This is a genomic window from Pantoea sp. S62, from assembly GCF_016658625.1.
Classification (GTDB): Bacteria; Pseudomonadota; Gammaproteobacteria; order Enterobacterales; family Enterobacteriaceae; genus Pantoea; species Pantoea vagans.
In genome coordinates, this window is sequence record NZ_JACVVI010000005.1 from 120,129 (window position 1) to 146,461 (window position 26,333).

Below are 26,333 nucleotides of genomic sequence, written 5' to 3' on the forward strand. Positions count from 1 at the left end.
GCGTTGTGGCACAGGAATATAACATTGAGCAGTTGAACCACGGGCGTAAAGTCGTCGACTTTATGCGCTGGGATAAGCTGGCCTTCATCATTTCGGGACTGCTGATTGTGGCCGCGATTGTGATCGTGGGCGTGCGTGGTTTTAACTGGGGCCTCGATTTCACCGGTGGTACGGTGATTGAGATCGCGCTGGAGAAACCGGCCGACCTCGACACGCTGCGTAGCGAACTGGTGAAAGCGGGCTTTGACGAGCCGCTGGTGCAGAACTTTGGCAGCAGCCGTGACGTGATGGTGCGTATGGCACCGGTTACCGGCCCGGCAGGTACCGAGTTAGGCAATAAAGTGGTGTCGGTGATCAACCAGACCACGCAGCAAAACGCGACCGTTAAGCGCATTGAGTTCGTGGGGCCGAGTGTGGGCAGCGACCTGGCGCAGGCGGGTGCGATGGCGCTGCTGTCGGCGCTGATTGCGATTCTGATCTATATCGGTTTTCGCTTTGAGTGGCGTCTGGCGCTGGGCACCGTGCTGGCGCTGGCGCATGACGTGATCATCACTTGCGGCCTGCTGGCGCTGTTCCGCATTGAAATCGACCTGACGATTGTTGCTTCGCTGATGTCGGTGATTGGCTACTCGCTTAACGATAAAATCGTGGTCTCTGACCGTATTCGTGAAAACTTCCGCAAGATCCGTCGCGGCAGCTCTTACGATATTACCAACGTGTCACTGACCCAGACGTTAAGCCGTACCCTGATTACCTCGCTGACGACGCTGGCGATGATCCTCATCCTGTTCATATTTGGTGGTGCGCTGCTGAAAGGCTTCTCACTGACCATGCTGATTGGTGTGACGATTGGTACGATTTCATCGATTTATGTCTCTTCAGCGCTGGCGCTGAAGCTGGGTATGAAGCGTGAACATATGATGGTGCAGAAAGTCGAGAAAGAGGGCGCCGATCAGCCTTCTATCCTGCCTTAATCGCGCATCAGAAATAAAAACGGGCAGCCTTTTGGCTGCCCGTTTTTTTTGCACCACGGCTAAGGATTAGCGGGTGCCGCAGGGGAGGTCGGGGGCGGTGCGTCAGCGGTCACGTTATGCACGCGGACATAACCCAGTTGCTCCGGCGTCAGGCCGCTGAGACGCAGCGGAATGCTCGCCGAATGCTGCGGCAGCAGCGAGGCAGGCACCGCCACCGTCTGCGTCAGACTGTCACTGCTCAGCGGTTTACCGGTCGCCGGGTCGAGTTCACCCCAGATCACCGTCGCGTGGAGGGCGGGCAAAGGCCGATCGTCCATTGAGCGTACGGTCAGGGTTGCCCGCGAACCGCTGGCTTCCGCAGTGACAGGGGACAGCGTCAGTCGCAACGTGCCGAGCTGAGTCTGCAGCGCCACTGGCGTATTCGCCTGTGGCACCAGCCAGGCACCCTGCTGCAACTGGCTGTTAAGCTGCCCCTGAATCTCCAGCGCGCTGGCCTGCGTGGTCAGATGCTGCATCTGCTGATTGAGCTGACTCACTTCCTGATGCAGCTCTCTGACCTGCGGGTTACCTGCACTGCTACTGCAGCCGCTCAGCGCCACCAGTGAGAACGCCACCGGAACCCAAACCATCCTGCTCATAAGTTATCCTTGTCCGTTATTTTGGAATACGTAAAACCTGGCCAGGATAGATCTTATCAGGATGGGTGAGCATTGGCTTATTCGCTTCGAAAATCTTGTTATATTCGTTAGCGTTACCGTAAACCTGTTTAGAAATAGCGCTCAGCGTGTCGCCTTTCTTCACGGTGTAAAGCTCTGACTCGGCCGCGCTGTCTGTCACGGTGACCTTGTCTTCCACTTTTGTGATGCCTGCCACGTTACCTGCCGCGATCAGAATCTTCTCTTTCAGCTCCTGAGAAAGGCCATCGCCGGTCACGGTGACGGTATCGCCATTGACCTTTACGTCCACCTTGTCGCTGTCTGGCAAACCGAGCTTGTTGATGTGATCCTGCAGCTTTTTATTCTGATCGTCACCGCCGTTTACGGCGTCCCAGAGTTTTTCACCGGCTTCTTTCACAAAGTTAAACAGACCCATACAACCTCCAATGTGTTAGTGGAAAATTTTAATTGCAGCTCTTAAAGCGTAGTCCCTTTTGCCGCAGACGAAATTTAGCATCGTTTATCCTGCGATGAGAAGCCCGCGAAAGACACGGAAGAGATTTTGTTGATTCGCAGTTCGCGCTACACTGTATGGCCCATCACTCTCGCGTCAGGAAACGTCATGCATTGCCCATTCTGCTCCGCTGTGGACACCAAAGTGATTGATTCTCGTCTGGTTAGTGAAGGCTCCTCGGTGCGACGCCGCCGCCAGTGTCTGATGTGTCATGAACGCTTCACCACCTTTGAGGTGGCGGAACTGGTGATGCCCCGCGTGGTGAAAAGCAATGATGTGCGCGAGCCTTTCAATGAAGACAAAATGGCCAGCGGGATGATGAAAGCGCTTGAGAAGCGTCCGGTCAGCGCCGACGCGGTAGAAAGCGCCGTAAACCATATTAAAACGCAGCTGCGCGCCACCGGCGAACGTGAGATCCCCAGTAAGCTGATTGGCAATCTGGTGATGGATGAGCTGAAAAAGCTCGATAAAGTCGCCTATATTCGCTTCGCCTCGGTTTACCGCAGCTTTGAAGATATTCGCGATTTTGGCGAAGAGATCGCCCGGTTACAGGATTAGAGTATGGACGAACGCTACATGGCGCGTGCGCTGGAACTGGCGCGACGCGGCCGTTTTACGACCATGCCGAACCCGAATGTCGGCTGTGTGATTGTGCGCGATGGTGAAGTCGTGGGTGAGGGCTGGCATCAGCGTGCTGGTGAACCCCATGCCGAAGTCCACGCTCTGCGCATGGCTGGCGAGAAAGCGCGTGGCGCAACGGCCTATGTCACGCTGGAGCCGTGCAGCCATCATGGCCGCACGCCGCCCTGCTGTGATGCGCTGATCGCCGCAGGTGTGATCCGTGTCGTCGCCGCCATGCAGGACCCGAATCCGCAGGTCGCGGGGCGCGGACTGCACCGTCTGCATCAGGCGGGCATCGACGTCAGCCATGGTCTGATGATGCCGGAAGCCGAAGCACTGAATCGCGGCTTCCTCAAGCGCATGCGCACCGGCTTTCCCTGGATTCAGCTCAAGCTGGGCGCGTCACTGGATGGCCGCACGGCCATGGCCAGTGGCGAGAGCCAGTGGATCACCTCTGAGGCTGCCCGCCGTGATGTGCAGCGTCTGCGGGCGCAAAGCGCCGCCATTCTCAGCAGTAGCGCTACGGTGCTGGCGGACGATCCCTCTCTGACCGTGCGCTGGTCTGAACTCAATACCGACAGCCAGGCTCTGGTTGATGAGCAGCAACTGCGTCAGCCGGTACGTGTGATTATCGACAGCCAGAATCGCGTGACGCCGCAGCATCGGCTTATCTCACAGCCGGGCGAAACCTGGCTGATGCGCCATCAGCCGGATCAGCAGCTCTGGCCCGCTGACGTCACGCAAATCGCCGTGCCGCTGCGCGAACAGCAGCTGGATCTGGTGGCGATGATGATGCTGCTGGGACAGCGACAGATTAACAGCGTCTGGGTTGAAGCGGGTGCGACGCTCGCCGGTGCCCTGTTACAGGCCGGGCTGGTGGATGAACTGATCGTTTATCTGGCACCTAAGCTGTTAGGTCATGAAGGACGCGGCCTGTGTCAGCTGCCGGGGCTCAGCCAACTGGCTGACGCACCTGCGTTCCGTTTCAGCGATGTCCGGCAGGTCGGTGACGATTTACGTCTGACCCTGACACCGCAATAGCATGCCCGGAAAAGCGAGAGCACGCCGCCTAAGAGTATGATAGAATCCGCCCCCCTGCGCGGGGCCAACCAAACCCCTGAAAGGATAAGTATGAAAGTTATCGAAGCTGCTGTTGCAACGCCTGAGGCCAATGTTGCCATCGTCATCGCGCGTTTTAACAACTTCATTAATGACAGCCTGCTGGATGGCGCAGTTGATGCCCTGAAACGTATCGGCCAGGTCAAAGATGAAAATATCACCGTTGTCTGGGTGCCGGGTGCTTACGAACTGCCGCTGGCAGCACGTGCGCTGGCGAACTCCGGCAAGCATGATGCGATTATCGCACTCGGCACCGTTATTCGTGGTGGCACTGCGCACTTCGAATATGTGGCGGGTGAAGCCAGCTCTGGTATCGCCAGCGTTGCCATGAACAGCGACATTCCTGTCGCGTTCGGCGTGCTGACCACTGAAAGCATCGAGCAGGCCATTGAGCGTGCCGGCACCAAAGCGGGTAACAAAGGTGCTGAAGCGGCGCTGACTGCGCTCGAAATGATCAACGTATTGAAAGCCATTAAAGCCTGATTTTTGTAAGGGGAATTTTGTGAAACCTGCTGCTCGTCGTCGCGCCCGTGAGTGCGCTGTTCAGGCGCTTTACTCCTGGCAGTTGTCGAATAACGACATTGCCGATGTGGAATACCAGTTTCTGGCGGAACAGGACGTCAAAGACGTCGACATTACTTACTTCCGCGAACTGCTGTCCGGTGTGGCGACCAACAGTGCGTATCTGGATGGACTGATGAAGCCCTATCTGTCGCGTCAGCTCGAAGAGCTGGGCCAGGTAGAAAAAGCTATCCTGCGCATCTCGCTGTATGAGTTGAGCAAACGTGATGATGTGCCCTATAAAGTGGCCATCAACGAAGGGATTGAGCTGGCGAAAGTCTTCGGTGCCGAAGACAGTCATAAATTTGTTAACGGCGTGCTGGATAAAGCCGGTCCACAAATTCGACCCAATCGCAAATAAACAAAAAGGCCGGCTTGCCGGCCTTTTTTCATGAAGAGTTAAGCGGAACGTAATTATGTCTTGTGGTGAATTTGAACTCATCGCACGCTACTTCAACCGCAGAACACGCAGCCGCCGTGATGTCGAACTCGGCATCGGTGACGATTGTGCGTTACTTAGCGTGCCGGAAAAACAGACGCTGGCGATTAGCACCGATACCCTGGTCGCGGGTGTGCACTTCTTACGGGATATTCATCCCGCCGATCTGGGTTACAAAGCCCTGGCTGTTAATCTTAGCGACCTCGCTGCCATGGGCGCCGATCCCGCGTGGCTGACGCTGGCCTTAACGCTGCCGCAGGTCGATGAGAGCTGGCTCTCTGCCTTTAGCGAAAGCCTGTTTGAACTGCTGGAATATTACGACATGCAGCTGGTGGGCGGTGACACGACCCGTGGCCCGCTGAGCCTGACGCTGGCGATTCACGGTCTGGTGCCGCAGGGCCGCGCCCTGAAACGCTCCGGAGCGAAGCCGGGCGACTGGATCTACGTGACCGGCACGCTGGGTGACAGCGCAGCGGGTCTGGCGCTATTGCAGCATCACTGCCGCATCAGCGATCCGGCGGTGCATGAGGCGCTGATTAAACGGCATCTGCGTCCGATGCCGCGTATTCTGCAGGGCCAGGCACTGCGTTCGCTGGCCTCTTCAGCGGTGGACCTTTCTGATGGCCTGATTTCCGACCTCGGCCACGTGCTGAAAGCCAGCGGCTGTGGTGCACGGCTTAACCTGGATGCGTTGCCGCTGTCGCCGGCGCTGCGCGACCATTTTGACCCTGAGCAGGTATTGCGCTGGGCGCTGAGTGGCGGAGAAGATTACGAACTCTGCTTCACCGTGCCGGAAGTGAATCGCGGCGCGCTTGATGTGGCGCTGGGGCATCTGGGCGTGCCTTATACCTGCATCGGACAGATAGCACCGGAATCAGAAGGCTTAACGCTGCTGGATAATGGCAAACCTGCCACATTCCATCATAAAGGGTTTGATCACTTTGATACTAAATAACGACGTGGCGAAGAGACGCCTGCGGATGAGCAATCCCTGGCATCTGCTGGCCACCGGTTTCGGCAGCGGATTAAGCCCGGTCGTGCCTGGTACCATGGGATCGCTGGCGGCCATCCCATTCTGGTGGCTGATGACCTTTCTGCCGCAGGATCTCTATTCGCTGGTTGTGCTGGTTGGAATCTGCGTCGGTGTCTATCTCTGCCATCGCACCGCCAAAGATATGGGCGTACACGATCACGGCAGTATTGTCTGGGATGAATTTATCGGCATGTGGATTACGCTGATGGCGATCCCGGTCAACAGCTGGCAATGGGTGCTGGGCGGCTTTGTGCTGTTCCGTATTCTTGATATGTGGAAACCATGGCCGATTCGCTGGTTTGACCGCAATGTGCATGGCGGTATGGGCATTATGGTGGATGACATCATTGCTGGCGTGATTTCTGCGGCCATGCTTTATGGCTTTGGGGTCTGGCTGGCGGGTTAATTGCCGAGGCTGAACGCCTGAATAAGAGGTGACGCCCGGCCAGGGCGTCACATTCTGATTTATTCGAATCCCACCGCCTGATGCGGCTGATAGGTTTCTTCCAGCAGGGTAATCTCGTCGTCACTCAGCGTGACATCCACCGCCTTCACCAGATCCTCAAACTGCTCAGCGCGCGACGCGCCAATAATCGGTGCCGTAACGGCAGGCTTGCTCAGCAGCCAGGCCAGCGCCACCTGCGCTCGCGTCACACCTTTACTTTCCGCCACCTGTGCCAGCCGCTCTGCAATCACGGCATCGTTCTCTTCGGTGTTGTCATAGAGCTTTGCCATCACCTGATCGGAGGCGGAACGTGCGGTGTTTTCCCCCCACGGGCGGGTCAGCTTACCGCGCGCCAGGGGACTCCATGGCAGCACGGCGATCTGCTCTTTCAGGCAGAGCGGATGCATTTCACGCTCCTCTTCACGCTGAATCAGGTTGTACTGATCCTGCATGCTGACAAAGCGATGCCAGCCCTGATCTGACTGCAGCTGCAACGCCTGCGCAAACTGACTGGCGTGCATGGATGAGGCGCCGATATAGCGGGCTTTGCCGGACTGCACTACGTCATGCAGCGCTTCCAGCGTCTCTTCCAGCGGTGTCTCGTAGTCCCAGCGGTGAATCTGCAGCAGGTCGACATACTCCATGCCGAGACGCTGCAGGCTGTCATCAATGGATTGCAGGATATTTTTGCGCGACAGTCCCTGTGAGAGATTGGTCAGCGGGAAATAGACTTTGGTGGCGACCACGATCTCTTCGCGGCGGGCAAATTCTTTCAGCGCCCGGCCCAGAATCTCTTCACTGCTGCCATCGGAATAGCTGTTGGCGGTATCAAAGAAGTTGATGCCCGCGTTCAGCGCCTGCTGGATCAGCGGACGGCTGCTTGCTTCCGGCAGCGTCCAGGCATGATTACCGCGCGTTGGCTCGCCATAGGTCATACAGCCGAGACAGAGACGCGAAACCTGCAGATCGGTGGTACCCAGTTGAATCGTTTTCATGGTGGAGGCTCCTGCGAAAGTGCAAAGGTTACAGCATAGCAGGATGTTGCGCTCCCCAGGGGGGAGCGCAGAGAGGAGAGGTTACTGCGCCAGCCAGCGGGCGATCTGTTGCTGAATGCCCTCCGCGTCCAGCAGATAGTCATGACGCACTTCATCCTGCGTGCCCTGCGGGATGAACTCATCGGGCAGGCCGATGTTCAGTACCGGAATGCCCAGGCGTTTCGCCATCACAAACTCATTTACGCCACTGCCCGCACCGCCTTTGATGGCGCCTTCTTCCAGCGTTATCAGCGAGTCGTGGGTGTTAGCGAGCTCGGCGATCAGCGCTTCATCCAGCGGCTTCACAAAGCGCATATCGACCAGTGTCGCGTTCAGCGCTTCCGCCGTGGCGGCGGCTTCCGGCAGCAGGGTACCGAAGTTCAGAATCGCCAGCTTTTCACCCTGACGTTTCACGACTGCTTTACCCAGCGGCAGACTCTGTAGTGGAGCCAGCGGGGTACCGACACCGGTGCCGCGCGGATAGCGCACCGCACTCGGGCCAGCCTGATGGTGATAGCCGGTATAGAGCATCTGCCGACACTCATTTTCATCGCTCGGCGTCATGATCACCATATCCGGCACGCAGCGCAGATAGGCGAGATCAAACGCGCCCTGGTGGGTCTGACCATCCGCGCCAACAATACCACCGCGATCGATAGCAAACAGGACCGGCAGTTTCTGGATGGCGACGTCGTGAATCAGCTGATCGTAGGCGCGTTGCAGGAAAGTGGAATAGATGGCAACAATGGGCTTATAGCCGCCAATCGCCATACCGGCCGCGAAGGTCACCGCATGCTGCTCGGCGATCGCTACGTCAAAATATTGTTTCGGGAATTCGCGAGAGAAAGCCACCATGCCGGAGCCTTCACGCATCGCCGGGGTAATCGCCATCAGCTTCGGATCGTCGGCAGCCATTTCGCACAGCCAGTTGCCGAAGATTTTAGAGTAGCTCGGCAGACCCTCTGCGCTTTTCGGCAGTTCGCCAATCGCCGGGTCAAATTTAGGAACGGCGTGCCAGGCAATCGGATCTTCCTCTGCCGGGGCGTAGCCTTTACCTTTCTTCGTCATGATATGCAGGAACTGCGGGCCTTTCAGGCTGCGCATGTTGCTCAGCGTATTGACCAGCGTCAGCACATCGTGACCGTCAACCGGGCCAATATAGTTAAAGCCCAGCTCTTCAAACAGCGTGCCCGGCACGACCATGCCTTTGAGATGCTCTTCGGTGCGTTTGACCAGCTCTTTGATTGGCGGCAGATTTGTCAGCACGCGCTTACTGCCTTCGCGCAGTCGTGCGTAGGTTTTCCCCGACAGGATCTGCGCCAGGCGATTATTCAGCGCGCCGACATTTTCGGAAATCGACATCTCGTTATCATTGAGGATGACCAGCATGTCCGGCTTGATATCACCAGCATGGTTCATCGCTTCAAACGCCATACCTGCGGTAATCGCACCATCGCCAATAATACAGGCAGTGCGACGGCCCTGACCTTCACGTTCTGCCGCCGCTGCCATGCCGAGACCGGCACTGATAGAGGTCGATGAGTGACCGACGCTCAGGACGTCATATTCACTTTCTCCGCGCCATGGAAACGGGTGTATGCCGTTTTTCTGACGGATAGTGCCGATGCGATCGCGGCGACCCGTCAGAATTTTATGCGGATAAGCCTGATGACCCACATCCCAGACCAGATGGTCAAACGGGGTGTTATAGACATAATGCAGCGCGACCGTCAGTTCAACCACGCCCAGACCCGATGCAAAATGGCCGCTGGAGCGGCTCACACTGTCTAACAGATACTGACGCAGTTCATCACACAGCGCAGGCAACTTCTCTTTTGGCAGGGCGCGCAGCGCCTGAACCGTGTCTGCCAGCGCCAGTGTCGGGTATTTAGCAATATCAAAACTCATCAGAGACTCATTATGGAAGTTATTTGTCGCGTTCAATTATGAAGCTCGCCAGCGCCTGTAGTGCTGTAGTGTTATAAGAGTGCGCAGCGAGCAATTCTAAAGCATCAAGAGCTTCCTGATACAAATCCCGCGCTTTGGCACGGGCACTTTCAAGGCCTAACAGTGAAGGATAGGTGCTTTTCCCCAGATCCTGATCGGCACCCTGACGTTTTCCGATCACGGCTGTGTCGCCGATCACATCCAGAATGTCGTCCTGCACCTGAAACGCGAGACCAATCGCCTCTGCATAGCGGTCGAGCAGCGGCAGCGCTTCACGACCCGCATCGCCTACCGTTAATGCGCCTAGCCGTACCGCTGAGCGGATCAGGGCGCCGGTTTTATGGCGATGGATCTGTTCCAGCTGATCGAGATCGACGGATTTGCCTTCCGCCGCTAAATCCAGTGCCTGCCCGCCACACATTCCGGCTACGCCACTGGCTTTTGCCAGTTCGGAGAGCATCATCAATCGATATTCGGCGCTGACACCGGGCATTGCTTCATCGGCCAGAATGGAAAAGGCCAGCGTCTGCAGGGCGTCGCCCGCCAGAATCGCGGTATCTTCGCCATATTTAATATGACAGGTTGGCTGCCCGCGACGCAGTGCATCATCGTCCATCGCAGGGAGATCGTCATGAATCAGAGAGTACGCATGAATGCATTCAACTGCGGCGGCAGGAGCATCCAGACTCGCCGGATTGGCGTGGAGCATTTCGCCGGTCGCGTAGACCAGAAAAGGACGCAGACGTTTACCGCCTAATAATGCCCCATAATGCATGGCATTCACCAGAGGAGAACTCTGAAAAGGAAGTGGCTCTATAAAACGCGTCAGCGCGGCGTTCACCTGCTGCTGATAAACGTCGAGTAAGCGGGCAAAATCCATTAGTCATTTTCCGGCGTGAAAGCAGTGAGGTCGGCATCTTTATCATCGTTCAGCAGAATGCGGACCCGCTGTTCAGCCTGCTGCAGCGTCTGCTGGCCATTCCGCGCCAGCTGCACGCCGCGCTCAAATTCGTTCAGGGCTTCTTCCAGCGGCAGTTCACCACTTTCCAGACGGCTGACAATCTGCTCCAGCTGCTGCAATGACGTTTCAAAGCTGGCTGGCTGTTCGGCTTTTTTCGGCATATTTCGTGTCGACTCACGGTTGGGACATTATCTCGCAATCGGTCATGGTAGCTGAGACCCTATGATTAGCAAAATAATCAATGCGGCGGCTGATGAAGAAGCAGTCACCTGACAAAGGTGATATACTCCCGCGCCTCGGATGCGGTTGCGCCTTGCAGCCCGCAATTTTGTGATTTTACCAGCTAAGTGCCGCCTGTTTTAGCACTTATTTGCCCAACGAAGCTGTGTCGCCATGAAGTTTATCATCAAGTTATTTCCTGAAATCACCATCAAGAGTCCGTCGGTGCGTTTGCGCTTTATCAAGATTCTTGCCAGCAATATCCGCAACGTCCTGAAAACCGTCAGCGACGACATCGCCGTTGTGCGCTACTGGGATCACATTGAAGTGCGGTCAAAAAATGCTGCGCTGGCGGACATTATTCCCGATGAGCTTTCCCGCATTCCCGGTATCCATCACGTTTTAGCGGTTGAAGATCGCGAGTACACCGATATTCATCACATCTTTGAACAGACGTTAGCGCAGTATCGCGACAGTCTTGAGGGCAAGAGCTTCTGCGTGCGTGTGAAACGTCGCGGTAAGCACAGCTTCAGTTCGCAGGATGTAGAGCGCTATGTGGGTGGTGGTCTGAATCAGCATATTGAAAGCGCCCGCGTGCAGCTTAAAAATCCTGACGTGACGGTGAACCTTGAAGTTGAAGAGAATCGCCTGACGCTGGTGACGGCGCGCTATGAAGGTCTGGGCGGTTTCCCGATCGGCACGCAGGAAGATGTGCTGTCGCTGATTTCCGGCGGTTTCGACTCCGGTGTCTCCAGCTATATGCTGCTGCGCCGCGGCAGCCGCGTGCATTACTGCTTCTTTAACCTTGGCGGTGCCGCGCATGAGATTGGCGTGCGTCAGGTTGCGCACTATCTGTGGAATCGTTTTGGTCGTTCACACCGCGTGCGCTTCGTGGCGATCAATTTTGAGCCGGTCGTCGGTGAGATCCTCGAAAAAGTGGATGACGGCCAGATGGGCGTGGTGCTGAAGCGCATGATGGTACGTGCTGCCTCGACGGTTGCTGAGCGCTACGGCGTGCAGGCGCTGGTCACGGGTGAAGCGGTAGGGCAGGTGTCGAGCCAGACGCTGACCAACCTGCGCCTGATTGATAACGCGTCGGATACGCTGATTCTGCGTCCGCTGATCTCTCATGACAAAGAGCACATCATCAGAGTTGCCCGGGAGATCGGCACCGAAGATTTCGCCAGCACCATGCCGGAATATTGCGGCGTGATCTCAAAAAGCCCGACGGTGAAGGCGGTGAAGGCGAAGATCGAAGCGGAAGAGCAGAATTTCGACTTCTCGATTCTGGATCGGGTCATCGAAGAAGCGACCAATGTCGATATCCGTACTATTGCTGAGCAAACGGAAGAGGAGGTGGTGGAAGTTGAGACCGTCGCGCTTCTGAGTGACAACGATGTGGTGCTGGATATCCGCTCTATTGATGAGCAGGAAGAGAAGCCCCTGACGCTGAACGCCACGGAAGTGAAGTCGCTGCCATTCTACAAACTCAGTACGCAGTTTGGCGATCTCGATCAGAACCGCACCTGGTTGCTCTACTGCGATCGTGGTGTGATGAGCCGTCTGCAGGCGCTCTATCTGCATGAGCAGGGCTTTAAGAACGTTAAAGTCTACCGCCCGTAGTCATCGCTCTGAGCCAGTCAGTGCCTGTTCAGGTCTGACTGGCTTTCTCGTTTTAAGCCTGAGTCTTTACGCCTGATAGTCATAAATGCCGGGAGCCAGCACCAGTTGTGCAGCGACCTCACGCGCCATCTCTTTTCCCACCAGCAGATCGATCAGCTTCAGCGCAAAATCCATTGCCGTGCCAGGTCCCTGGCTGGTCAGCAGATTAACGCGGGGATCCCAGACGACACGTCGCTCCATCCACTTTTCCTCAGGAATCGTCTCTTTCAGGCCAGGAAAGCCGGTCATGTTACCGACCGGGAAGAGATCGTGAGGGATCAGTACCGTGCCTGCGGCTGCGCATATCGCGGCGACAATTTTCTCATTGAGGTGAAACTGACGCACCGTTTCGACCAGCAGCGGACTGTCACGGAAGGTCTCCGCGCCTTTCAGGCCGCCGGGCAGGACGATGGCGGCGAAATCGTTGTCGGCGACTTCAACCAGCGTGACGTCAGCCAGCAGACGAACACCGCGTGAGCAGACGATCTCACGGCTGCCATCGCTTTCGACGCTGGCGGTGACAACCTTCAGGCCCGCCCGAACCAGCAGGTCGATGGTGGTGACAGCTTCGGTTTCTTCACTGCCATGTGCCAGGCAAACCAGCACCGATGCGTTCGCGGTCATAATGGGACTCCTTGCGTTTTACAATGTCATACAGACGGGTGTTCTCCGTCAGCACCAGGCCGTGCGTCCGGGCGCGGCGCAGCAGAAAGCCGCTGATATAGTCGATTTCGGTGAGCCGCTGGGCGCGAACGTCCTGCAGCATCGATGAGATATTGGCCGCCGTGCTTTCGATCACGTCGAAGATGATGTCCTGCAGGCTGTCACTGGCGACGTTCTGGCCTTCACGATCCATAACCCAGCTGATCTCTTCGCACAGTTGCGCGATCTGCTCCGGATACGCGCGTAGTGCGCCGTTCTGGCATTCATACTCCACGCTGAGCGGGTTGATGACGCAGTTGACGGCCAGTTTGCGCCAGCAGGCCGCCCGGATATTGTCATGCCAGGCAACGTCGGGCAGGGCAGGGTGCAGGATGTCGGCAAGGTCACTGTAAGCGGCGCTTTTGCGGTTACCGGGACCAATGTGGGTGATGCCACTGGCGATGTGCTTGATAACGGTGCCATCACGCATCGCTGCATGGGTGGTGACGCCACGCAGGAGTGGCTGAGTCAGCCCTTTGAGTTCCTCCAGCGTACCCATGCCGTTGTGCAGCAGCAGCACCGGGCAGTTTTCTGGCAGCACACTTTCCAGATTCTTCACGGCGGGTGAGACCTGTGGCGCTTTGAGTGTGACCAGCAGCAGCTGGCTTTCCGCCAGGAACAGCGGATCGTTGGCGATAAACGTACGATTCGAGATGTTGCCCTGTGGATCGATCACATTGGCTGAGCAGTAAGGCTGCGGCACGCGCAGCCATCCCTGTACTTCATGTCCCTGGCGGGCAAGCGCTGTCAGCCAGACCTGACCCAATGCACCGCAACCTAACACGGTAATTTTCATGCTGCCTCCCGCTGGCGGGCTATCCATCTGTTATTTACTGTCACACCTACATTATAGCGTTGTGTGCAGCCTGATTTTATTTAGCACCTTAAGACGCGTATTATGCATGTCACTTTAGCGTCAGGAGAAGAAGAGATGCCATCTTTCGATATCGTTTCAGAAGTCGATCTGCAGGAAATTCGCAATGCGGTGGAGAATGCTAACCGTGAAGTGTCTACCCGCTTCGATTTCCGCAACGTGAACGCCGAGTTCGAGCTCAACGAAAAGAATGAAACCATCAAGATCACCAGCGAGTCTGATTTCCAGGTTAAGCAGCTGGTCGATATTTTACGTGAGAAGTTGCTGAAGCGCGGAATTGAAGGCGGAGCTTTAGAGGTGCCGGAAGAGATCGAGCACAGCGGCAAAAGCTGGGCGGTCGATGCCAAACTGAAGAAAGGCATTGAGAGCGACGTGGCGAAGAAGCTGGTGAAGCTGATTAAAGACAGCAAGCTTAAAGTGCAGACCCAGATTCAGGGTGAAGCATTGCGTGTGACCGGCAAGGCGCGTGATGATTTGCAGGGTGCGATGGCGATCGTGCGCGGCAGCAATCTGGGCCAGCCGTTCCAGTTTAAAAACTTCCGCGATTAAGTGGGAGAGGCTGAATTTTCAGCATGAATGCAGTGATAAAAAACCCGGCTCAGGCCGGGTTTTTTGTTATTAATAGGGGATATTACTTTGAAAATGTCTAGCGTATAGAGCAGGTTAGGAGTTGCGGCGTCTGCGAGATCGTGTACCGGCTCAGGGAGCCAGTGCCTTACGCAAAGACGCAACAGCGCCATCCATGGCTGGCTCAGCGCGGGCGATTACGCACCTCATCCCTGAGGTGCGCCCGTTGCCGGGCCAACGCTTTGCATTGTTCAAAAACGCCTGGCGTTTTTAGTACGTACCTCATCCCTGAGGTGCGCCCGTAGCCGGGCCAACGCGTTGCGTTGTTCAAAAACGCTCCCGGCGTTTTTGTCCCTGCCCGCGATGCTTTGCTACAGGCACAGGCTCCCATCGCTTTAAGCTGGTTAGTGGTCTGTAAGAAGGATTGCGCGGGTTGATATTTATTCAGAAACTTAAATGCGGGTGACCTGGCAGCAGCGCAAAAGCTCAGGGCCGCAGGGAACAGGGTCAGAGGAGGAAAGCGTCCCGCGCCAGGACGGCGCGGGCCGAGCGTGCCATGGATGGCGGCTTTTGCGACTTTCCGATCTGACCCTGTTCCCTGAGCCAGCTCGATCCTGAAGCGAAACGAGCGGAAGTTGTCGCGAAAATTTTCTTAAACTAGCAACTCCCCAGCAGCGCTTCCAGCTCAGGGCGGCTGGTGACCTTACTATCAATTTTGATATACGCGCTTTTCTCTTCCGGCACGATAAACACGGAATTAACGCCCTTCTGCGCCTTCAGACGCTGCTCCAGATTCGGCACAGCCAGTGCCGCATCACTCAGCACAATGCGCAGGCTGCTGACATAAGGCGGCTCCTGCATCGTCATGCTGACAAACAGCCAGGCCGCTGCCACCATCGCGCCCACCAGGAACACGGTCTGTGCATCGAAATGACCAAACACCCAGCCACCCATGCTGCCGCCAACGGCCACGCCCAGGAACTGGCTGGTGGAATAAATCCCCATCGCCGTACCTTTGTAACCTGCGGGTGACTCTTTACTGATCAGCGAAGGCAGAATGGCTTCCATCAGATTAAAGGCGAAGAAGAAGAGCTGAACACCCACTACCAGCGTCCAGAAGTGGCCTTCTGCACCCCAGAGCACGATCTCCGCAATGACAATCATTCCGACGCAACCGACAAACACGCGCTTCATACGGCGCTTCACTTCGGCATAAATGATGAACGGCACCACGCCCGCAAAGGCGATCAGCATGGTAGAGAGATAGACTTTCCAGTGCTCGGGGGCCGGGAATCCAGCCTGTTCAAACTGCCCAGGCAACGCAACAAAGCTCGACATCAGCAGAACGTGCAGGCAGAAAATCCCGATGTTGAGCTTTACCAGACGCGGGTTAGCCATCACTTTGCGGAAGCTGCCTTTCACCATGCCTGATTCACGGTTCAGGACATGATGGGAGGCCGATGGCACTACCAGCAGGGTGATCACGATTCCCAGCGACGCCAGAATTGCAATCATCCAGAACAGCGCATGCAGACCCAATGCATGAGTCACAACCGGACCGACCACCATCGCAATCGCGAAGGTCACGCCAAAACTGATGCCGATAAACGCCATCGCTTTGGTACGGTTCTGCTCACGGGTTAAGTCGGATAACAGCGCCATCACCGCAGCCGCAATCGCGCCCGAACCCTGCAGTGCACGGCCCAGAATAATGCCCCAGATGGAGTCGGTGCAGGCTGCGATAACGCTGCCCAGAACAAACAGCAGCAGTCCGCCGACGATCAACGGCTTGCGGCCGATGCGATCAGAGAGCAGACCAAAAGGAATCTGAAATATCGCCTGGGCAAGGCCATAGATGCCAATCGCCAGACCGATTAAGGTTTCACTCGCGCCCTGTAATGCCATGCCATAAGTGGTCAGTACCGGCAGGACCATAAACATCCCAAGCATACGCAGGGAAAAGACCGTACCGAGGCCCCATGTGGCGCGCAGCTCCACCGGAGTCATTTTATTATCGTTCATTCCAACCTCTGTTAATGTGCTGCATTTATTCTAGGGGGCGGGGCAGGGCGGGTAAAACAATAGTTTTTAAGCAGTGGTAACAAAAAGAAAGGGCGCGAAAATCGCGCCCTTTTCATGCTGTATCGGTGCCGGTTACCAGACGTAGGTCAGCAGGTCCTTCGAAGCCGGAGCCATCGAATCTACCGACATCATCACGCTCAGCGCGGTGATGGTTACGATAGAGAAGACAAACAGCTTACGCGCCCAGACACGGTCATCTGCGGTTTTGTAACCCGATAACGCCATGCCCAGCCACCAGACGCTGACCGCAGCGGCCACCACCAGATATTTGTAGCCCGCGTAACCGCCCAGCGTCAGCATCAGCGTGGCAATCATAAACGCCAGGATATAGAGCGTAATATGATTCTTCGCGACGGAAATGCCTTTCACCACCGGCAGAACCGGGATGTTCGCTGCCTGGTAATCTTTAAAGCGGAAGATAGCAATCGCGTACGAATGCGGCATCTGCCACAGGCTAAAGATAGCCAGCAGGATCAACGCGCCAGCATCAAACTGGTTAGAGACGGCGCAGTAGCCGATAACCGGCGGCGCAGCACCCGACAGACTGCCAATCAGCGTTCCGTAAACGGAATGACGCTTCATATACAGACTGTAGATGCCCACGTACACCACGAAGCCCATCACCGCCAGCCACATGGCCAGCGGATTAGCACCGAAGTAGAGCAACGCAAAGCCAGCAATACCCAGCACAGTGGCATAAACCAGGCTTACTTTCGCGGAGATAAGGCCTTTTACCAGCACCCGATTCCTGGTTCTCTCCATCTTGATGTCGATGTCGCGGTCAATCACGTTGTTGAAAACACAACCCGATGCAACCACCAGTGACACGCCCACCAGGGTGATGAGAAACAGGGCGTAATCCGTGTTGCCTTTGGAGGCCAACAGGAATCCGCCGATCACAGAAATTAAATTCCCGAAAATAATTCCTGGTTTTGTAACTTGCAGGTATTGCTTAAACATTACGCGTGACTCTTTAGTGAGGCATCATGTTGTAGTTGAGGTTCCACATGATCCACAGTGAGCCTACTACGACAATCAGGATGATGATGGCCGAGAAAACAATGGCTACCATGTTCCAGCCACCCTCAGATTTGCTGTCTAAATGCAGGAAGTACACCAGGTGAACCAGCACCTGAATGACCGCACACACCAGAACAACACCGAGGATAGTACCGTGAGATGCACTGCCATCCATCACCATCCAGAACGGGATTGCCGTCAGGATGATAGAGAGGATGAAGCCGATCATGTAGGACTTCACGCTACCGTGTGAAGCGCCATGTTCGTTAACAGAATGACTCATTACATGGCTCCCATCAGGTAAACAACGGTGAAGACGCAAATCCAGACCACGTCCAGGAAGTGCCAGAACAGGCTCAGACACATGATACGGGTGCGGTTAGTCGCGTTCAGGCCACGTTTGGAAATCTGGAACATCAGAACCAGCATCCAGATCAGACCGGAGGTCACGTGCAGACCGTGGGTACCGACCAGCGTAAAGAAGCCTGACAGGAAGCCACTGCGATCCGGACCAAAGCCTTCAGCAATCAGGTGATGGAATTCATAGATTTCCATACCGATGAAGCCCAGACCAAACAGGAAGGTCAGCGCCAGCCAGCCGATAACGGCACCTTTTTGCTCCTTGTTCATGGAGATAACAGCCATGCCGTAAGTGATCGAACTCAACAGCAGCAGGGCGGTTTCTACCAGAACAAACGGCAGCTCAAAGATATCTTTACCTGCCGGGCCACCGGCAGTGTTGTTGACCATGACGGCATAGGTCGCAAACAGGGTTGCGAAGATAATGCAGTCACTCATCAGGTAGATCCAGAAGCCAAAGACTTTATTGGCTCCTGCATCGTGATGCCCATGCTCCGCATGGGCGTCGTGGTGATGTTTAATCAGAGTTTCAGTTGACATTATTTCAGACCTGCTTTGCTGATTTCGTCAAAGTGCTGGTTCTCAATCTTCTGAACTTCGGCAACCGGAACGTAGTAATCCACGTCTTCGTCGAAGCTCTTCACGATCCAGGTAACGATCATGCCGAGGAATGAAAGACCCGCCATCCACCAGATATGCCAGATCAGCGCGAAGCCCATCACAGTAGCGAATGCGCAGATGACGATTGCCGCACCACTGTTTTTCGGCATATGAATTTCTTCATACGATGCCGGCTGTTTGTACGCTTCGCCTTTCTCTTTCATTTCCCAGAACGCATCACGCTCATGGACATGTGGGATCACAGCAAAGTTATAGAACGGAGGTGGTGAAGAGGTTGCCCACTCCAGCGTACGACCGCCCCACGGGTCACCTGTCACATCACGGTTCTGGTCGCGATCACGTACGGAGACGTAGAACATGGTCAGCTGACACAGGATACCCAGTGCAATCAGACCTGCACCGACCGCAGCAACCACCAGAAGAGGGTGGAACTGTGGATCGATATCCTGGCTCAGACGACGGGTCATACCCATGAAGCCCAGTGCGTACAGCGGCATAAAGGCAACGAAGAAGCCAATGATCCAGAACCAGAATGCGCGCTTACCCCAGGTTTCGTTCAGGGTGAAGCCGAATGCTTTCGGGAACCAGTAGGTCACGCCCGCCATACAACCGAAGACCACACCACCGATGATTACGTTGTGGAAGTGTGCAATCAGGAACAGGCTGTTGTGCAGAATAAAGTCAGCGCCCGGAACGGCCAGCAGTACGCCGGTCATACCCCCTACAGAGAAGGTTACCAGGAAGCCAACGGTCCACAGCATGGCAGAGTGCATCTGAATGCGGCCCTGATACATGGTGAACAGCCAGTTAAAGATTTTAACCCCGGTCGGAATCGCGATGATCATCGTCATGATACCGAAGAAGGCGTTAACGTTGGCACCCGCACCCATGGTGAAGAAGTGGTGCAACCAGACGATGAACGACAGCACGGTAATGGCGATAGTCGCCCATACCAGCGAGGTATAACCAAACAGACGTTTTTTGGAGAAGGTCGCGGTAATTTCTGCGAACACACCAAACACCGGCAGTACCAGGATATACACTTCCGGATGGCCCCAGACCCAGATCAGGTTGACGTACATCATCATGTTCCCGCCCATTTCATTGGTGAAGAAATGGAAGCCGAGATAACGATCAAGGGTCAACAGCGCCAGGGTCACGGTCAGAACCGGGAACGCAGCGATGATCAGGACGTTGGTGCACAGCGCGGTCCAGGTAAAGACCGGCATTTTGAACAGGCTCATGCCCGGTGCGCGCATCTTCAGGATGGTCACGAAGAAGTTAATACCGGTTAAGGTCGTACCAATACCTGAGAGCTGAAGGCTCCAGATCCAGTAATCGACCCCGACGCCGGGACTGTACTCCGCGCCGGAGAGCGGCGGATAAGCCAGCCAGCCGGTCTGTGCGAACTCGCCCACACCCAGAGACAGGTTAACCAGGATCACACCGACCGCGGTAAACCAGAAGCTCAGGTTGTTCAGGAACGGGAACGCAACGTCACGTGCACCAATCTGCAACGGAACGGCGATGTTCATCAGGCCAACCACGAAAGGCATCGCCACGAAGAAGATCATAATCACGCCGTGCGCGGTAAAGATCTGGTCGTAGTGGTGCGGTGGCAGAATTCCCGCTTCACCGGCCGAAGCCATCACCTGCTGGGTACGCATCATAATGGCATCTGCGAAGCCACGAATCAGCATGACGAACGCCATGATGATATACATGATACCCAGGCGTTTGTGGTCAACTGACGTCAGCCATTCAGACCACAGATATTTCCACTTACCAAAATAGGTGAGCGCAGCGACCAGCGCAGCACCACCTATCAGGATAGCGGCAACCGTAACCATGATAATCGGCTCATGATACGGCACTGCATCAAGTGTTAATTTTCCTAACATCGTATTATTCCTCGGCTCCCGCGGAAGCGGCGTGACTCATGTCCATACCTTCATGCTGTGGCATGTCCATTTTCCCGTGGCTCATCCTGAACTTGTCCATAACCTGCATGAACAGTTTCGGATCAGCTGAAGAGAAATATTCCACCGGATGATTTTCGCTTGGCACAGCCACTTTCTCGAAATCTTCCATGGTGGTCAGCGTGTTAGGGGCTGCTTTGACTTTAGCCACCCACTGCTGGAATTCCGCATCGTCTTTGGTTGCAATGGCTTTAAACTTCATGCCAGAGAAACCGCGACCACTGAAGTTCGCAGAGATACCGTCGAAAGTGCCTGGTTCATTCGCAATCAGATGCAGTTTGGTCTGCATACCCGCCATCGCATAAATCTGGCTGCCGAGTGTTGGAATGAAGAAAGAGTTCATGACGGAGTTAGAGGTGATTTTAAAGTTCACCGGAGTATTTGCCGGGAAGGCAATCTGGTTCACGGTCGCAATACCCTGTTCCGGATAAATGAACAACCATTTCCAGTCCAGTGCAACCACATCGATCTCAACCGGTTTCACATCAGATTGCAGCGGTTTGCTGGGCTCCAGTGCGTGGGTTGATTTCCAGGTCAGTACGCTGAGGAAGAGAATGATCAGGATCGGAATGGTCCAGACCACGGCTTCAACCTTGTTAGAGTGTGACCAGTTAGGGCTGTACTTCGCATTCGTGTTGGACGCCCGATACTTCCAGGCAAACACCACGGCCATCAGGACTGCGGGAATCACGACGATCAACATCAGGCCAAAGGCAGTCAGTATCAGCGAACGTTGCTCCAGTGCAATCTGTCCTTTGGGATTTAACAATGCACTATCGCAGCCACTCATTAATAAAGTGCCTGCAATTAATGACAAAATCCCCAAACTTTTATTGTATTTACTGAGTCTCATTTAACGACCTCAATGACAAAGGGCTCTATTGTCGTTTAAGTGTGCGCGCATTTTACGGGAAGGTTTATGCAGTGTAAACCAGCTTAAGGATGTGTCAGATACGTGTTGACACCTTTTGCTAAGGGTGTCACAGATGTTGCGCCAGGTGACAAATAATTAACGCAGACAAGCAGTTGGCATCAATATAACAAAAACCGATGGAAGTAACCGTAAAAAAATCAGGGAAAGGAATAACCCTTACTTTTAACTCCCAAATATTTAACAAGTCTGCATCATTTGCGCGATGAAATTTAACTAAAGTAATTGCTAACCGGTTTTTAGTATTTCCGCTACGCCTCCTCAGGATCTATTCTTATTTTTTAAAAATAACACGCGATGATAAATGACGGCGACTTATCCGGACGTCACAAAATAAGCCGCAGCCCGTTAACCTATCGATTTCACTTAAGCATCTGACGCGGGCAACACCGGCGTTCTCTTCAGTGCCTTGTAATCCAGCAACACCCCGGCAAGCACCGCCAGCAGAGAGAGGCTCATGCCCAGCTCAAACAGGCGGGTCAATAGCGGTGCCAGCGCAATCAGCCCCAGTGCATTCAGTGCCAGCGCGAGCAGCCAGAGAGCCAGCACGCCGCAACCGGCTGCAAACAGACGATTAGTCCAGCGATAGCCATGAGGATAGTAGCTCCGTGTGAGGAAATTGCCACTCTGCTCGACCTGATTAAGCGTCTGGCGGCAAAAAGCCAGCAGCACCAGGCCCGGCACACCCGCGATCACCGTGAAAGCATAAAAAGTTGGCCAGCCCCAGAGTTCTACCAGCCACCCCGCTGCGGGGCCGACATAGACCCGGCCCACTGCGGAGAGCGCCGATAACAGGGCAAACTGGGTAGCTGAGAACGATTTATTGCACAGCGTCATTAACAACGCGACAAAGGCCGCGGTGCCCATGCCGCCGCAGAGGTTTTCGACAAAGACTGCGCTGGCCATGCTCCACAACTGTTTGTCGGTCACCGCCAGTAGCCAGTAACCAAAGTTTGAAACCGCCTGCAGCACGCCGAAAATCAGCAGCGCCCGGAACAGACTCAGGCGCTGCATCAGTACGCCGCCATAAAGCGCCCCGATAATGGTCGCCAGCAGACCCAGCGTCTTGTTAACCAGGCCGACGTCACCGGCATTGAACCCGACGCCGCGGATCAGAAAAGTGGTGGTCAGCGAGGCGGCAAAGGCATCGCCCAGCTTGTAGAGAATAATCAGCGTAATGAGTAGCCAGGCGTTGTTGCGCTGAAAGAAATCTTTCAACGGGTCGACAACTGCCTCTCGCAGTGAATGCGGGGTGGAAGTGCGCGTGTCCGGCTCGCTCGCCATCAGCGTGGCAATAATGCCTGGCACCATCATCAGTGCCATCAGCCAGTAGGTCGCCTGCCAGCCCAGATAGCGGTCAGCCAGCCACAGCGCCAGCCCGCCTGAAATCAGCATCGCCAGCCGATAGCCCAGCACGGTAATCGCTGCGCCGCTGCCGCGCTCTTCAGGTGGCAGAATATCGGTTTTCCAGGCGTCAAAAACGATGTCCTGTGAGGCGGAGCAGAAGGCGATCAGTACTGCCAGCGCCGCCATCAGGGTCAGATCGCGGCCTGGCTGCAGAAATCCCATCGCGACAATCCCGCCCACCAGCGCCAGCTGACTCAGCAGTAACCAGCCGCGACGCCGGCCGAGAAACGGCGGCGTATAGCGGTCCATCATCGGCGACCAGAGAAATTTAAAGACATAGGCCTGGCCGACCAGTGAAAAGAAGCCGATGGTTTTCAGATCGACATTTTCCACCGTCATCCATGCCTGCAACGTACCCGAAGTCAGTGCCAGTGGCAGTCCGGAAGCAAAACCAAGGAGCAACAGTACAGCGGCGTTTTTCTGGCTGAAGAGGCGAAGATAGTGGTTCATGCGGATCCTGCAGATAACAAAATGCCCTGCACGAGGCAGGGCAGAGGTGAGACGGTATTAACGGGTGTTCTGCTTGATGAAGTCGTTAACGCTGGTGTCCTGTGCCATATCCGCGATTACATCGCTCATGGTGGCGTTGACCGCGTTAGTGATCTTCTGGTTATTAGCGTTGAACGCGCCTTCTACGCTGTAAGTCTGGCGGTAGTTTTTAACCTGCTTGTTGCCGTTTTTGGCGGTCGCGATGATAGAGATGTCCGCTTTGGTGGTGATGCTGTAGCGCACATTGCCCTGCGTCACGTCAGCGTAGAGATTGTTAACCACAATCTGCAGATCGACCGCGCCATCAGGACCAATCATATAACCACGTGCGGTCATCTGCTTCTCCAGCACTTCCTGCAGCAGGAAACGGAGATCGCGCGATGGCGTCAGGGTCACTAACTGACCATCACGGTTAACTTTTGCCAGCGCCTGATCTTTACGCTGGTCGGCACCATTGATGCTCACAGTCACGCCCATCAGGCCCGGATCCTGCTGCGGCAGCTGAATTTTAGGCTGGATAGTGAGGGTATTATTGCTGGTTGCACAGCCGGCTAAAATGAACGCAGCCAACAGTGGGAATAACAGTTTTTTCAACATACTTTTTCTCGTGGGTGTCAGGGGGTTGGTTTGCAAAAACTGCGGCCATCATAGCATTGCCCGGCAGTGAAAAAAGCCCTGTTACGGGTGAAATTGTCTCTGAAACCGTTTTAAGCCTCTTCTCTGACAGGCTGGTTTGCTGATGGTTTCGACTGCGTTATGATGCCTGCCGGAAGCGGGCTGACATAAAATGCAATATTTAGCGTCCGCCGGCGGGTAAGCGCACTAAAAGCGACTAAGATTGAATAAGATGGGGCACCGCGCTCGCCATTGAGGAGTAATAGCCATGATCCGCGAACAAATAGAAGAAAAGCTGCGTGTGGCGTTTCAGCCAGCTCATCTGGAAGTGCATGACGAAAGTTACCGGCACAACGTGCCTGCCGGATCGGAAAGTCACTTCAAAGTGGTTATTGTCAGCGACTGCTTTGCAGGCCAGCGCTTCCTGGCGCGTCATCGTCTGATTTATAGTGAACTGGCGGCTGAATTAGCGGGCAGTGTCCATGCCTTAGCCCTGCATACTTACACCCTGAAAGAGTGGGAAGGGTTGCAGGATACCGTTCTGGCTTCACCTAACTGTCGTGGTGCCGGAAGTCTCGCCTGATCTCCCTTCTCTGAAACGGCCTGCTGGCCGTTTTTTCTGTGATTTAGCGAAAAACGCGATCCCTGGCTCAAAAAAGCAGCAAACCTGCTGAAAAGTGGTGAGTTAGCGTCCTCGACTCATTCCAGCGATGCCGCTATAATGCTGCGTCTATTTTTCCGGAATGTCTTCGGGACGCTTCTGGTAACAGGGATCAGGTTCTCTTCACGGAAGCCGTCCCGGTTGTTGGATACGGCGCATTTCACGATGTGTGGTGTCTGAAGTTGACCGAGCACGTGATTTTTTGAGGTAACAAGATGCAAGTTTCTGTAGAGACCACTCAGGGCCTGGGCCGTCGCATTACGATTACTGTTGCAGCTGACAGCATCGAAAGCGCAGTAAAAAAAGAACTGGTTGACGTTGCCAGGAAAGTTCGCATCGATGGTTTCCGTAAAGGCAAAGTGCCGATGAACATCGTAGCGCAGCGTTACGGCGCTTCTGTCCGTCAGGACGTGCTGGGCGAGCTGATGACGCGCAACTTTGTTGACGCCATCATCAAAGAAAAAATTAATCCGGCTGGCGCACCAAACTACGTGCCAGGCGAATACAAAGAAGGTCAGGATTTTACCTACGCGGTTGAATTCGAAGTTTATCCGGAAGTTGAGCTGAAAGGCCTGGAAAACATCGAAGTTGAAAAACCTGTCGTTGAAGTGACTGATGCTGACGTTGATACCATGCTGGATACCCTGCGTAAGCAGCAGGCCAACTGGATCGAAAGCGACGCAGCTGCAGGCCCGGAAGATCGTGCAACTATCGATTTCAACGGTTCTGTTGACGGCGAAGAGTTCGAAGGCGGCAAAGCCACTGATTTCGTTCTGGCCATGGGCCAGGGCCGCATGATCCCAGGCTTTGAAGAAGGCGTTGTGGGCCACAAAGCGGGCGAAACGTTCACTATCGACGTGAAATTCCCGGACGACTATCACGCAGAAACCCTGAAAGGGAAAGATGCGAAATTCGAGATCGTGCTGAAGAAAGTTGAAACGCGTGAGCTGCCAGAGCTGACTGAAGAGTTCATCAAACGTTTCGGCGTTGAAGATGGTTCAGTTGCCGGTCTGCGTACTGAAGTGCGTAAGAACATGGATCGCGAGCTGAAAGGCGCTATCCGTAACCGCATCAAAACTCAGGCGATCGACGGCCTGGTTGAAGCGAACGAAATCGACGTGCCAGCTGCGCTGGTTGACAGCGAAATCGACGTTCTGCGTCGTCAGGCTGCACAGCGTTTCGGCGGCAACGAACAGCAGGCGCTGGAACTGCCACGCGAACTGTTTGAAGAGCAGGCTAAACGCCGTGTTGTTGTCGGTCTGCTGCTGGGCGAAGTGATTCGTACCCACGAACTGAAAGCTGACGAAGCGCGCGTTAACACCATGATCGAAGAGATGGCTTCTGCGTATGAAGATCCGAAAGAAGTTATCGAGTTCTACAGCAAGAATAACGAGCTGATGAACAACATGCGCAACGTCGCGCTGGAAGAGCAAGCGGTTGAAGCGGTCCTGGCGAAAGCTAAAGTGACCGAGAAAGAGACCAACTTCCAGGAACTGATGAATCAGGCCGCTCAGGCCTGATCACGCAGTTAACCGTCTGTGCTAAGCCCGTGACTGAAAAGTCGCGGGCTTTTTTGTGTTTTGCGTACAGAACGCGACTCTTCGCCGCTATTTGCTTAATTAATCGGCAAATTATTCACGCATCGCTTTTTCCGGGTTAGCGAACAGGGAAAAGATTGTTATGCTTGAAACATGCGTGCAGCATCCCCAGATAGTGGGAGTATGCAGAATGAAGAGTGAGGCTGGCTGATTAACCGTCCTGAAGGTGTCGGAAAAGGTGCGACGTGGAGTTTCCCGCGCGTCTTACGTAGAATCGGTACAGAATGTTGCCAATGAAATTT

At 54.9% G+C, this 26,333-nt stretch carries 27 protein-coding genes; 11 read left to right on the forward strand and 16 right to left on the reverse strand.

What is annotated here, in order from left to right; all coding sequences use genetic code 11:
• Window positions 1-5 precede the first annotated feature (5 nt).
• A complete protein-coding gene (secF, locus tag IBT54_RS09655; RefSeq protein WP_201252075.1) occupies window positions 6-974 on the forward strand; it encodes a protein translocase subunit SecF in 969 nt (322 codons plus the stop codon).
• Between the two features lie 59 nt (window positions 975-1,033).
• Here the strand turns inward: secF and IBT54_RS09660 are convergent, their stop codons facing one another.
• Complete coding sequence (locus IBT54_RS09660) at window positions 1,034-1,612, reverse strand: DUF3251 domain-containing protein (protein WP_095707614.1); 579 nt, start codon at window positions 1,610-1,612, stop codon at window positions 1,034-1,036.
• Between the two features lie 16 nt (window positions 1,613-1,628).
• Window positions 1,629-2,066 carry a peptidoglycan-binding protein LysM gene (lysM, locus tag IBT54_RS09665; RefSeq protein ID WP_033782154.1) on the reverse strand — a complete coding sequence of 146 codons (438 nt, stop codon included), beginning with the start codon at window positions 2,064-2,066 and terminating at the stop codon, window positions 1,629-1,631.
• A 186-nt stretch (window positions 2,067-2,252) separates the two neighbouring features.
• Here lysM and nrdR point away from each other — a divergent pair, with 186 nt between their 5' ends.
• From nrdR to pgpA, 6 genes are all read left to right on the forward strand, one after another.
• A complete protein-coding gene (nrdR, locus tag IBT54_RS09670) occupies window positions 2,253-2,702 on the forward strand; it encodes a transcriptional regulator NrdR (RefSeq protein WP_009091750.1) in 450 nt (149 codons plus the stop codon).
• 3 nt (window positions 2,703-2,705) lie between these two features.
• Window positions 2,706-3,806 carry a bifunctional diaminohydroxyphosphoribosylaminopyrimidine deaminase/5-amino-6-(5-phosphoribosylamino)uracil reductase RibD gene (ribD, locus tag IBT54_RS09675; RefSeq protein ID WP_013356974.1) on the forward strand — a complete coding sequence of 367 codons (1,101 nt, stop codon included), beginning with the start codon at window positions 2,706-2,708 and terminating at the stop codon, window positions 3,804-3,806.
• Between the two features lie 90 nt (window positions 3,807-3,896).
• Window positions 3,897-4,367 (forward strand): 6,7-dimethyl-8-ribityllumazine synthase, encoded by a 471-nt coding sequence (ribE, locus tag IBT54_RS09680; protein ID WP_013356975.1) that lies wholly within the window; start codon window positions 3,897-3,899, stop codon window positions 4,365-4,367.
• A 19-nt stretch (window positions 4,368-4,386) separates the two neighbouring features.
• Window positions 4,387-4,806, forward strand: coding sequence for a transcription antitermination factor NusB (nusB, locus tag IBT54_RS09685; protein ID WP_013356976.1), 420 nt, complete (start codon window positions 4,387-4,389; stop codon window positions 4,804-4,806).
• 55 nt (window positions 4,807-4,861) lie between these two features.
• On the forward strand, window positions 4,862-5,839 hold the full coding sequence (gene thiL / locus IBT54_RS09690) for a thiamine-phosphate kinase (RefSeq protein ID WP_033731746.1): 978 nt from the start codon (window positions 4,862-4,864) through the stop codon (window positions 5,837-5,839).
• Window positions 5,784-6,323, forward strand: a complete 540-nt coding sequence (gene pgpA, locus IBT54_RS09695; protein WP_195857285.1) for a phosphatidylglycerophosphatase A — start codon at window positions 5,784-5,786, stop codon at window positions 6,321-6,323. Before thiL ends, pgpA begins: the two co-directional genes overlap by 56 nt.
• Before the next feature lie 59 nt (window positions 6,324-6,382).
• Here the strand turns inward: pgpA and IBT54_RS09700 are convergent, their stop codons facing one another.
• The 4 genes from IBT54_RS09700 to xseB all read right to left on the reverse strand — a co-directional run bounded on the left by IBT54_RS09700 (window position 6,383) and on the right by xseB (window position 10,465).
• Window positions 6,383-7,357 (reverse strand): aldo/keto reductase, encoded by a 975-nt coding sequence (locus IBT54_RS09700; RefSeq protein WP_201252076.1) that lies wholly within the window; start codon window positions 7,355-7,357, stop codon window positions 6,383-6,385.
• A gap of 81 nt (window positions 7,358-7,438) precedes the next feature.
• Window positions 7,439-9,304, reverse strand: coding sequence for a 1-deoxy-D-xylulose-5-phosphate synthase (gene dxs, locus IBT54_RS09705; RefSeq protein WP_147788571.1), 1,866 nt, complete (start codon window positions 9,302-9,304; stop codon window positions 7,439-7,441).
• Window positions 9,305-9,323: 19 nt separating this feature from the next.
• Entirely contained in the window at window positions 9,324-10,223 is a 900-nt protein-coding gene (ispA, locus tag IBT54_RS09710) for a (2E,6E)-farnesyl diphosphate synthase (RefSeq protein ID WP_201252077.1), read from the reverse strand.
• Window positions 10,223-10,465 (reverse strand): exodeoxyribonuclease VII small subunit, encoded by a 243-nt coding sequence (gene xseB, locus IBT54_RS09715; RefSeq protein WP_013356982.1) that lies wholly within the window; start codon window positions 10,463-10,465, stop codon window positions 10,223-10,225. Before xseB ends, ispA begins: the two co-directional genes overlap by 1 nt.
• A 232-nt stretch (window positions 10,466-10,697) precedes the next feature.
• Between xseB and thiI the strand changes: the two genes are divergently transcribed.
• The gene (thiI, locus tag IBT54_RS09720) at window positions 10,698-12,146 is read left to right on the forward strand and encodes a tRNA uracil 4-sulfurtransferase ThiI (RefSeq protein WP_013356983.1); all 1,449 of its coding nucleotides are present in this window, start codon (window positions 10,698-10,700) and stop codon (window positions 12,144-12,146) included.
• 66 nt (window positions 12,147-12,212) lie between these two features.
• On the opposite strand, the gene yajL is transcribed toward thiI, so the two are convergent.
• Both yajL and panE read right to left on the reverse strand, forming a co-directional pair.
• Entirely contained in the window at window positions 12,213-12,809 is a 597-nt protein-coding gene (gene yajL / locus IBT54_RS09725; RefSeq protein ID WP_013356984.1) for a protein deglycase YajL, read from the reverse strand.
• On the reverse strand, window positions 12,763-13,683 hold the full coding sequence (gene panE, locus IBT54_RS09730) for a 2-dehydropantoate 2-reductase (protein WP_201252078.1): 921 nt from the start codon (window positions 13,681-13,683) through the stop codon (window positions 12,763-12,765). The genes yajL and panE overlap by 47 nt, the downstream gene beginning before the upstream one ends.
• Before the next feature lie 135 nt (window positions 13,684-13,818).
• Here panE and IBT54_RS09735 point away from each other — a divergent pair, with 135 nt between their 5' ends.
• A complete protein-coding gene (locus IBT54_RS09735; protein ID WP_201252079.1) occupies window positions 13,819-14,310 on the forward strand; it encodes a YajQ family cyclic di-GMP-binding protein in 492 nt (163 codons plus the stop codon).
• A gap of 675 nt (window positions 14,311-14,985) precedes the next feature.
• Here IBT54_RS09735 and IBT54_RS09740 read toward each other — a convergent pair.
• From IBT54_RS09740 to IBT54_RS09775, 8 genes are all read right to left on the reverse strand, one after another.
• Window positions 14,986-16,350, reverse strand: a complete 1,365-nt coding sequence (locus tag IBT54_RS09740) for an MFS transporter (protein WP_033782162.1) — start codon at window positions 16,348-16,350, stop codon at window positions 14,986-14,988.
• A gap of 132 nt (window positions 16,351-16,482) precedes the next feature.
• Entirely contained in the window at window positions 16,483-17,370 is an 888-nt protein-coding gene (cyoE, locus tag IBT54_RS09745) for a heme o synthase (RefSeq protein ID WP_061061826.1), read from the reverse strand.
• 13 nt (window positions 17,371-17,383) lie between these two features.
• Window positions 17,384-17,713 carry a cytochrome o ubiquinol oxidase subunit IV gene (locus tag IBT54_RS09750; protein WP_008924889.1) on the reverse strand — a complete coding sequence of 110 codons (330 nt, stop codon included), beginning with the start codon at window positions 17,711-17,713 and terminating at the stop codon, window positions 17,384-17,386.
• Complete coding sequence (locus IBT54_RS09755; RefSeq protein WP_009091720.1) at window positions 17,713-18,330, reverse strand: cytochrome o ubiquinol oxidase subunit III; 618 nt, start codon at window positions 18,328-18,330, stop codon at window positions 17,713-17,715. Before IBT54_RS09755 ends, IBT54_RS09750 begins: the two co-directional genes overlap by 1 nt.
• Window positions 18,330-20,312 (reverse strand): cytochrome o ubiquinol oxidase subunit I, encoded by a 1,983-nt coding sequence (gene cyoB, locus IBT54_RS09760; RefSeq protein WP_013356988.1) that lies wholly within the window; start codon window positions 20,310-20,312, stop codon window positions 18,330-18,332. Before cyoB ends, IBT54_RS09755 begins: the two co-directional genes overlap by 1 nt.
• Window positions 20,313-20,316: 4 nt before the next feature.
• A complete protein-coding gene (cyoA, locus tag IBT54_RS09765; protein ID WP_033731758.1) occupies window positions 20,317-21,243 on the reverse strand; it encodes a cytochrome o ubiquinol oxidase subunit II in 927 nt (308 codons plus the stop codon).
• Between the two features lie 444 nt (window positions 21,244-21,687).
• Window positions 21,688-23,178, reverse strand: a complete 1,491-nt coding sequence (gene ampG / locus IBT54_RS09770; RefSeq protein WP_095707605.1) for a muropeptide MFS transporter AmpG — start codon at window positions 23,176-23,178, stop codon at window positions 21,688-21,690.
• Between the two features lie 57 nt (window positions 23,179-23,235).
• Window positions 23,236-23,814: a lipoprotein gene (locus IBT54_RS09775; RefSeq protein ID WP_110331457.1), complete on the reverse strand. Its 579-nt coding sequence runs from the start codon at window positions 23,812-23,814 to the stop codon at window positions 23,236-23,238.
• A gap of 286 nt (window positions 23,815-24,100) precedes the next feature.
• Between IBT54_RS09775 and bolA the strand changes: the two genes are divergently transcribed.
• Complete coding sequence (gene bolA / locus IBT54_RS09780; RefSeq protein WP_033731761.1) at window positions 24,101-24,415, forward strand: transcriptional regulator BolA; 315 nt, start codon at window positions 24,101-24,103, stop codon at window positions 24,413-24,415.
• Between the two features lie 293 nt (window positions 24,416-24,708).
• The gene (gene tig, locus IBT54_RS09785; RefSeq protein ID WP_201252080.1) at window positions 24,709-26,013 is read left to right on the forward strand and encodes a trigger factor; all 1,305 of its coding nucleotides are present in this window, start codon (window positions 24,709-24,711) and stop codon (window positions 26,011-26,013) included.
• Window positions 26,014-26,333: the final 320 nt, after the last annotated feature.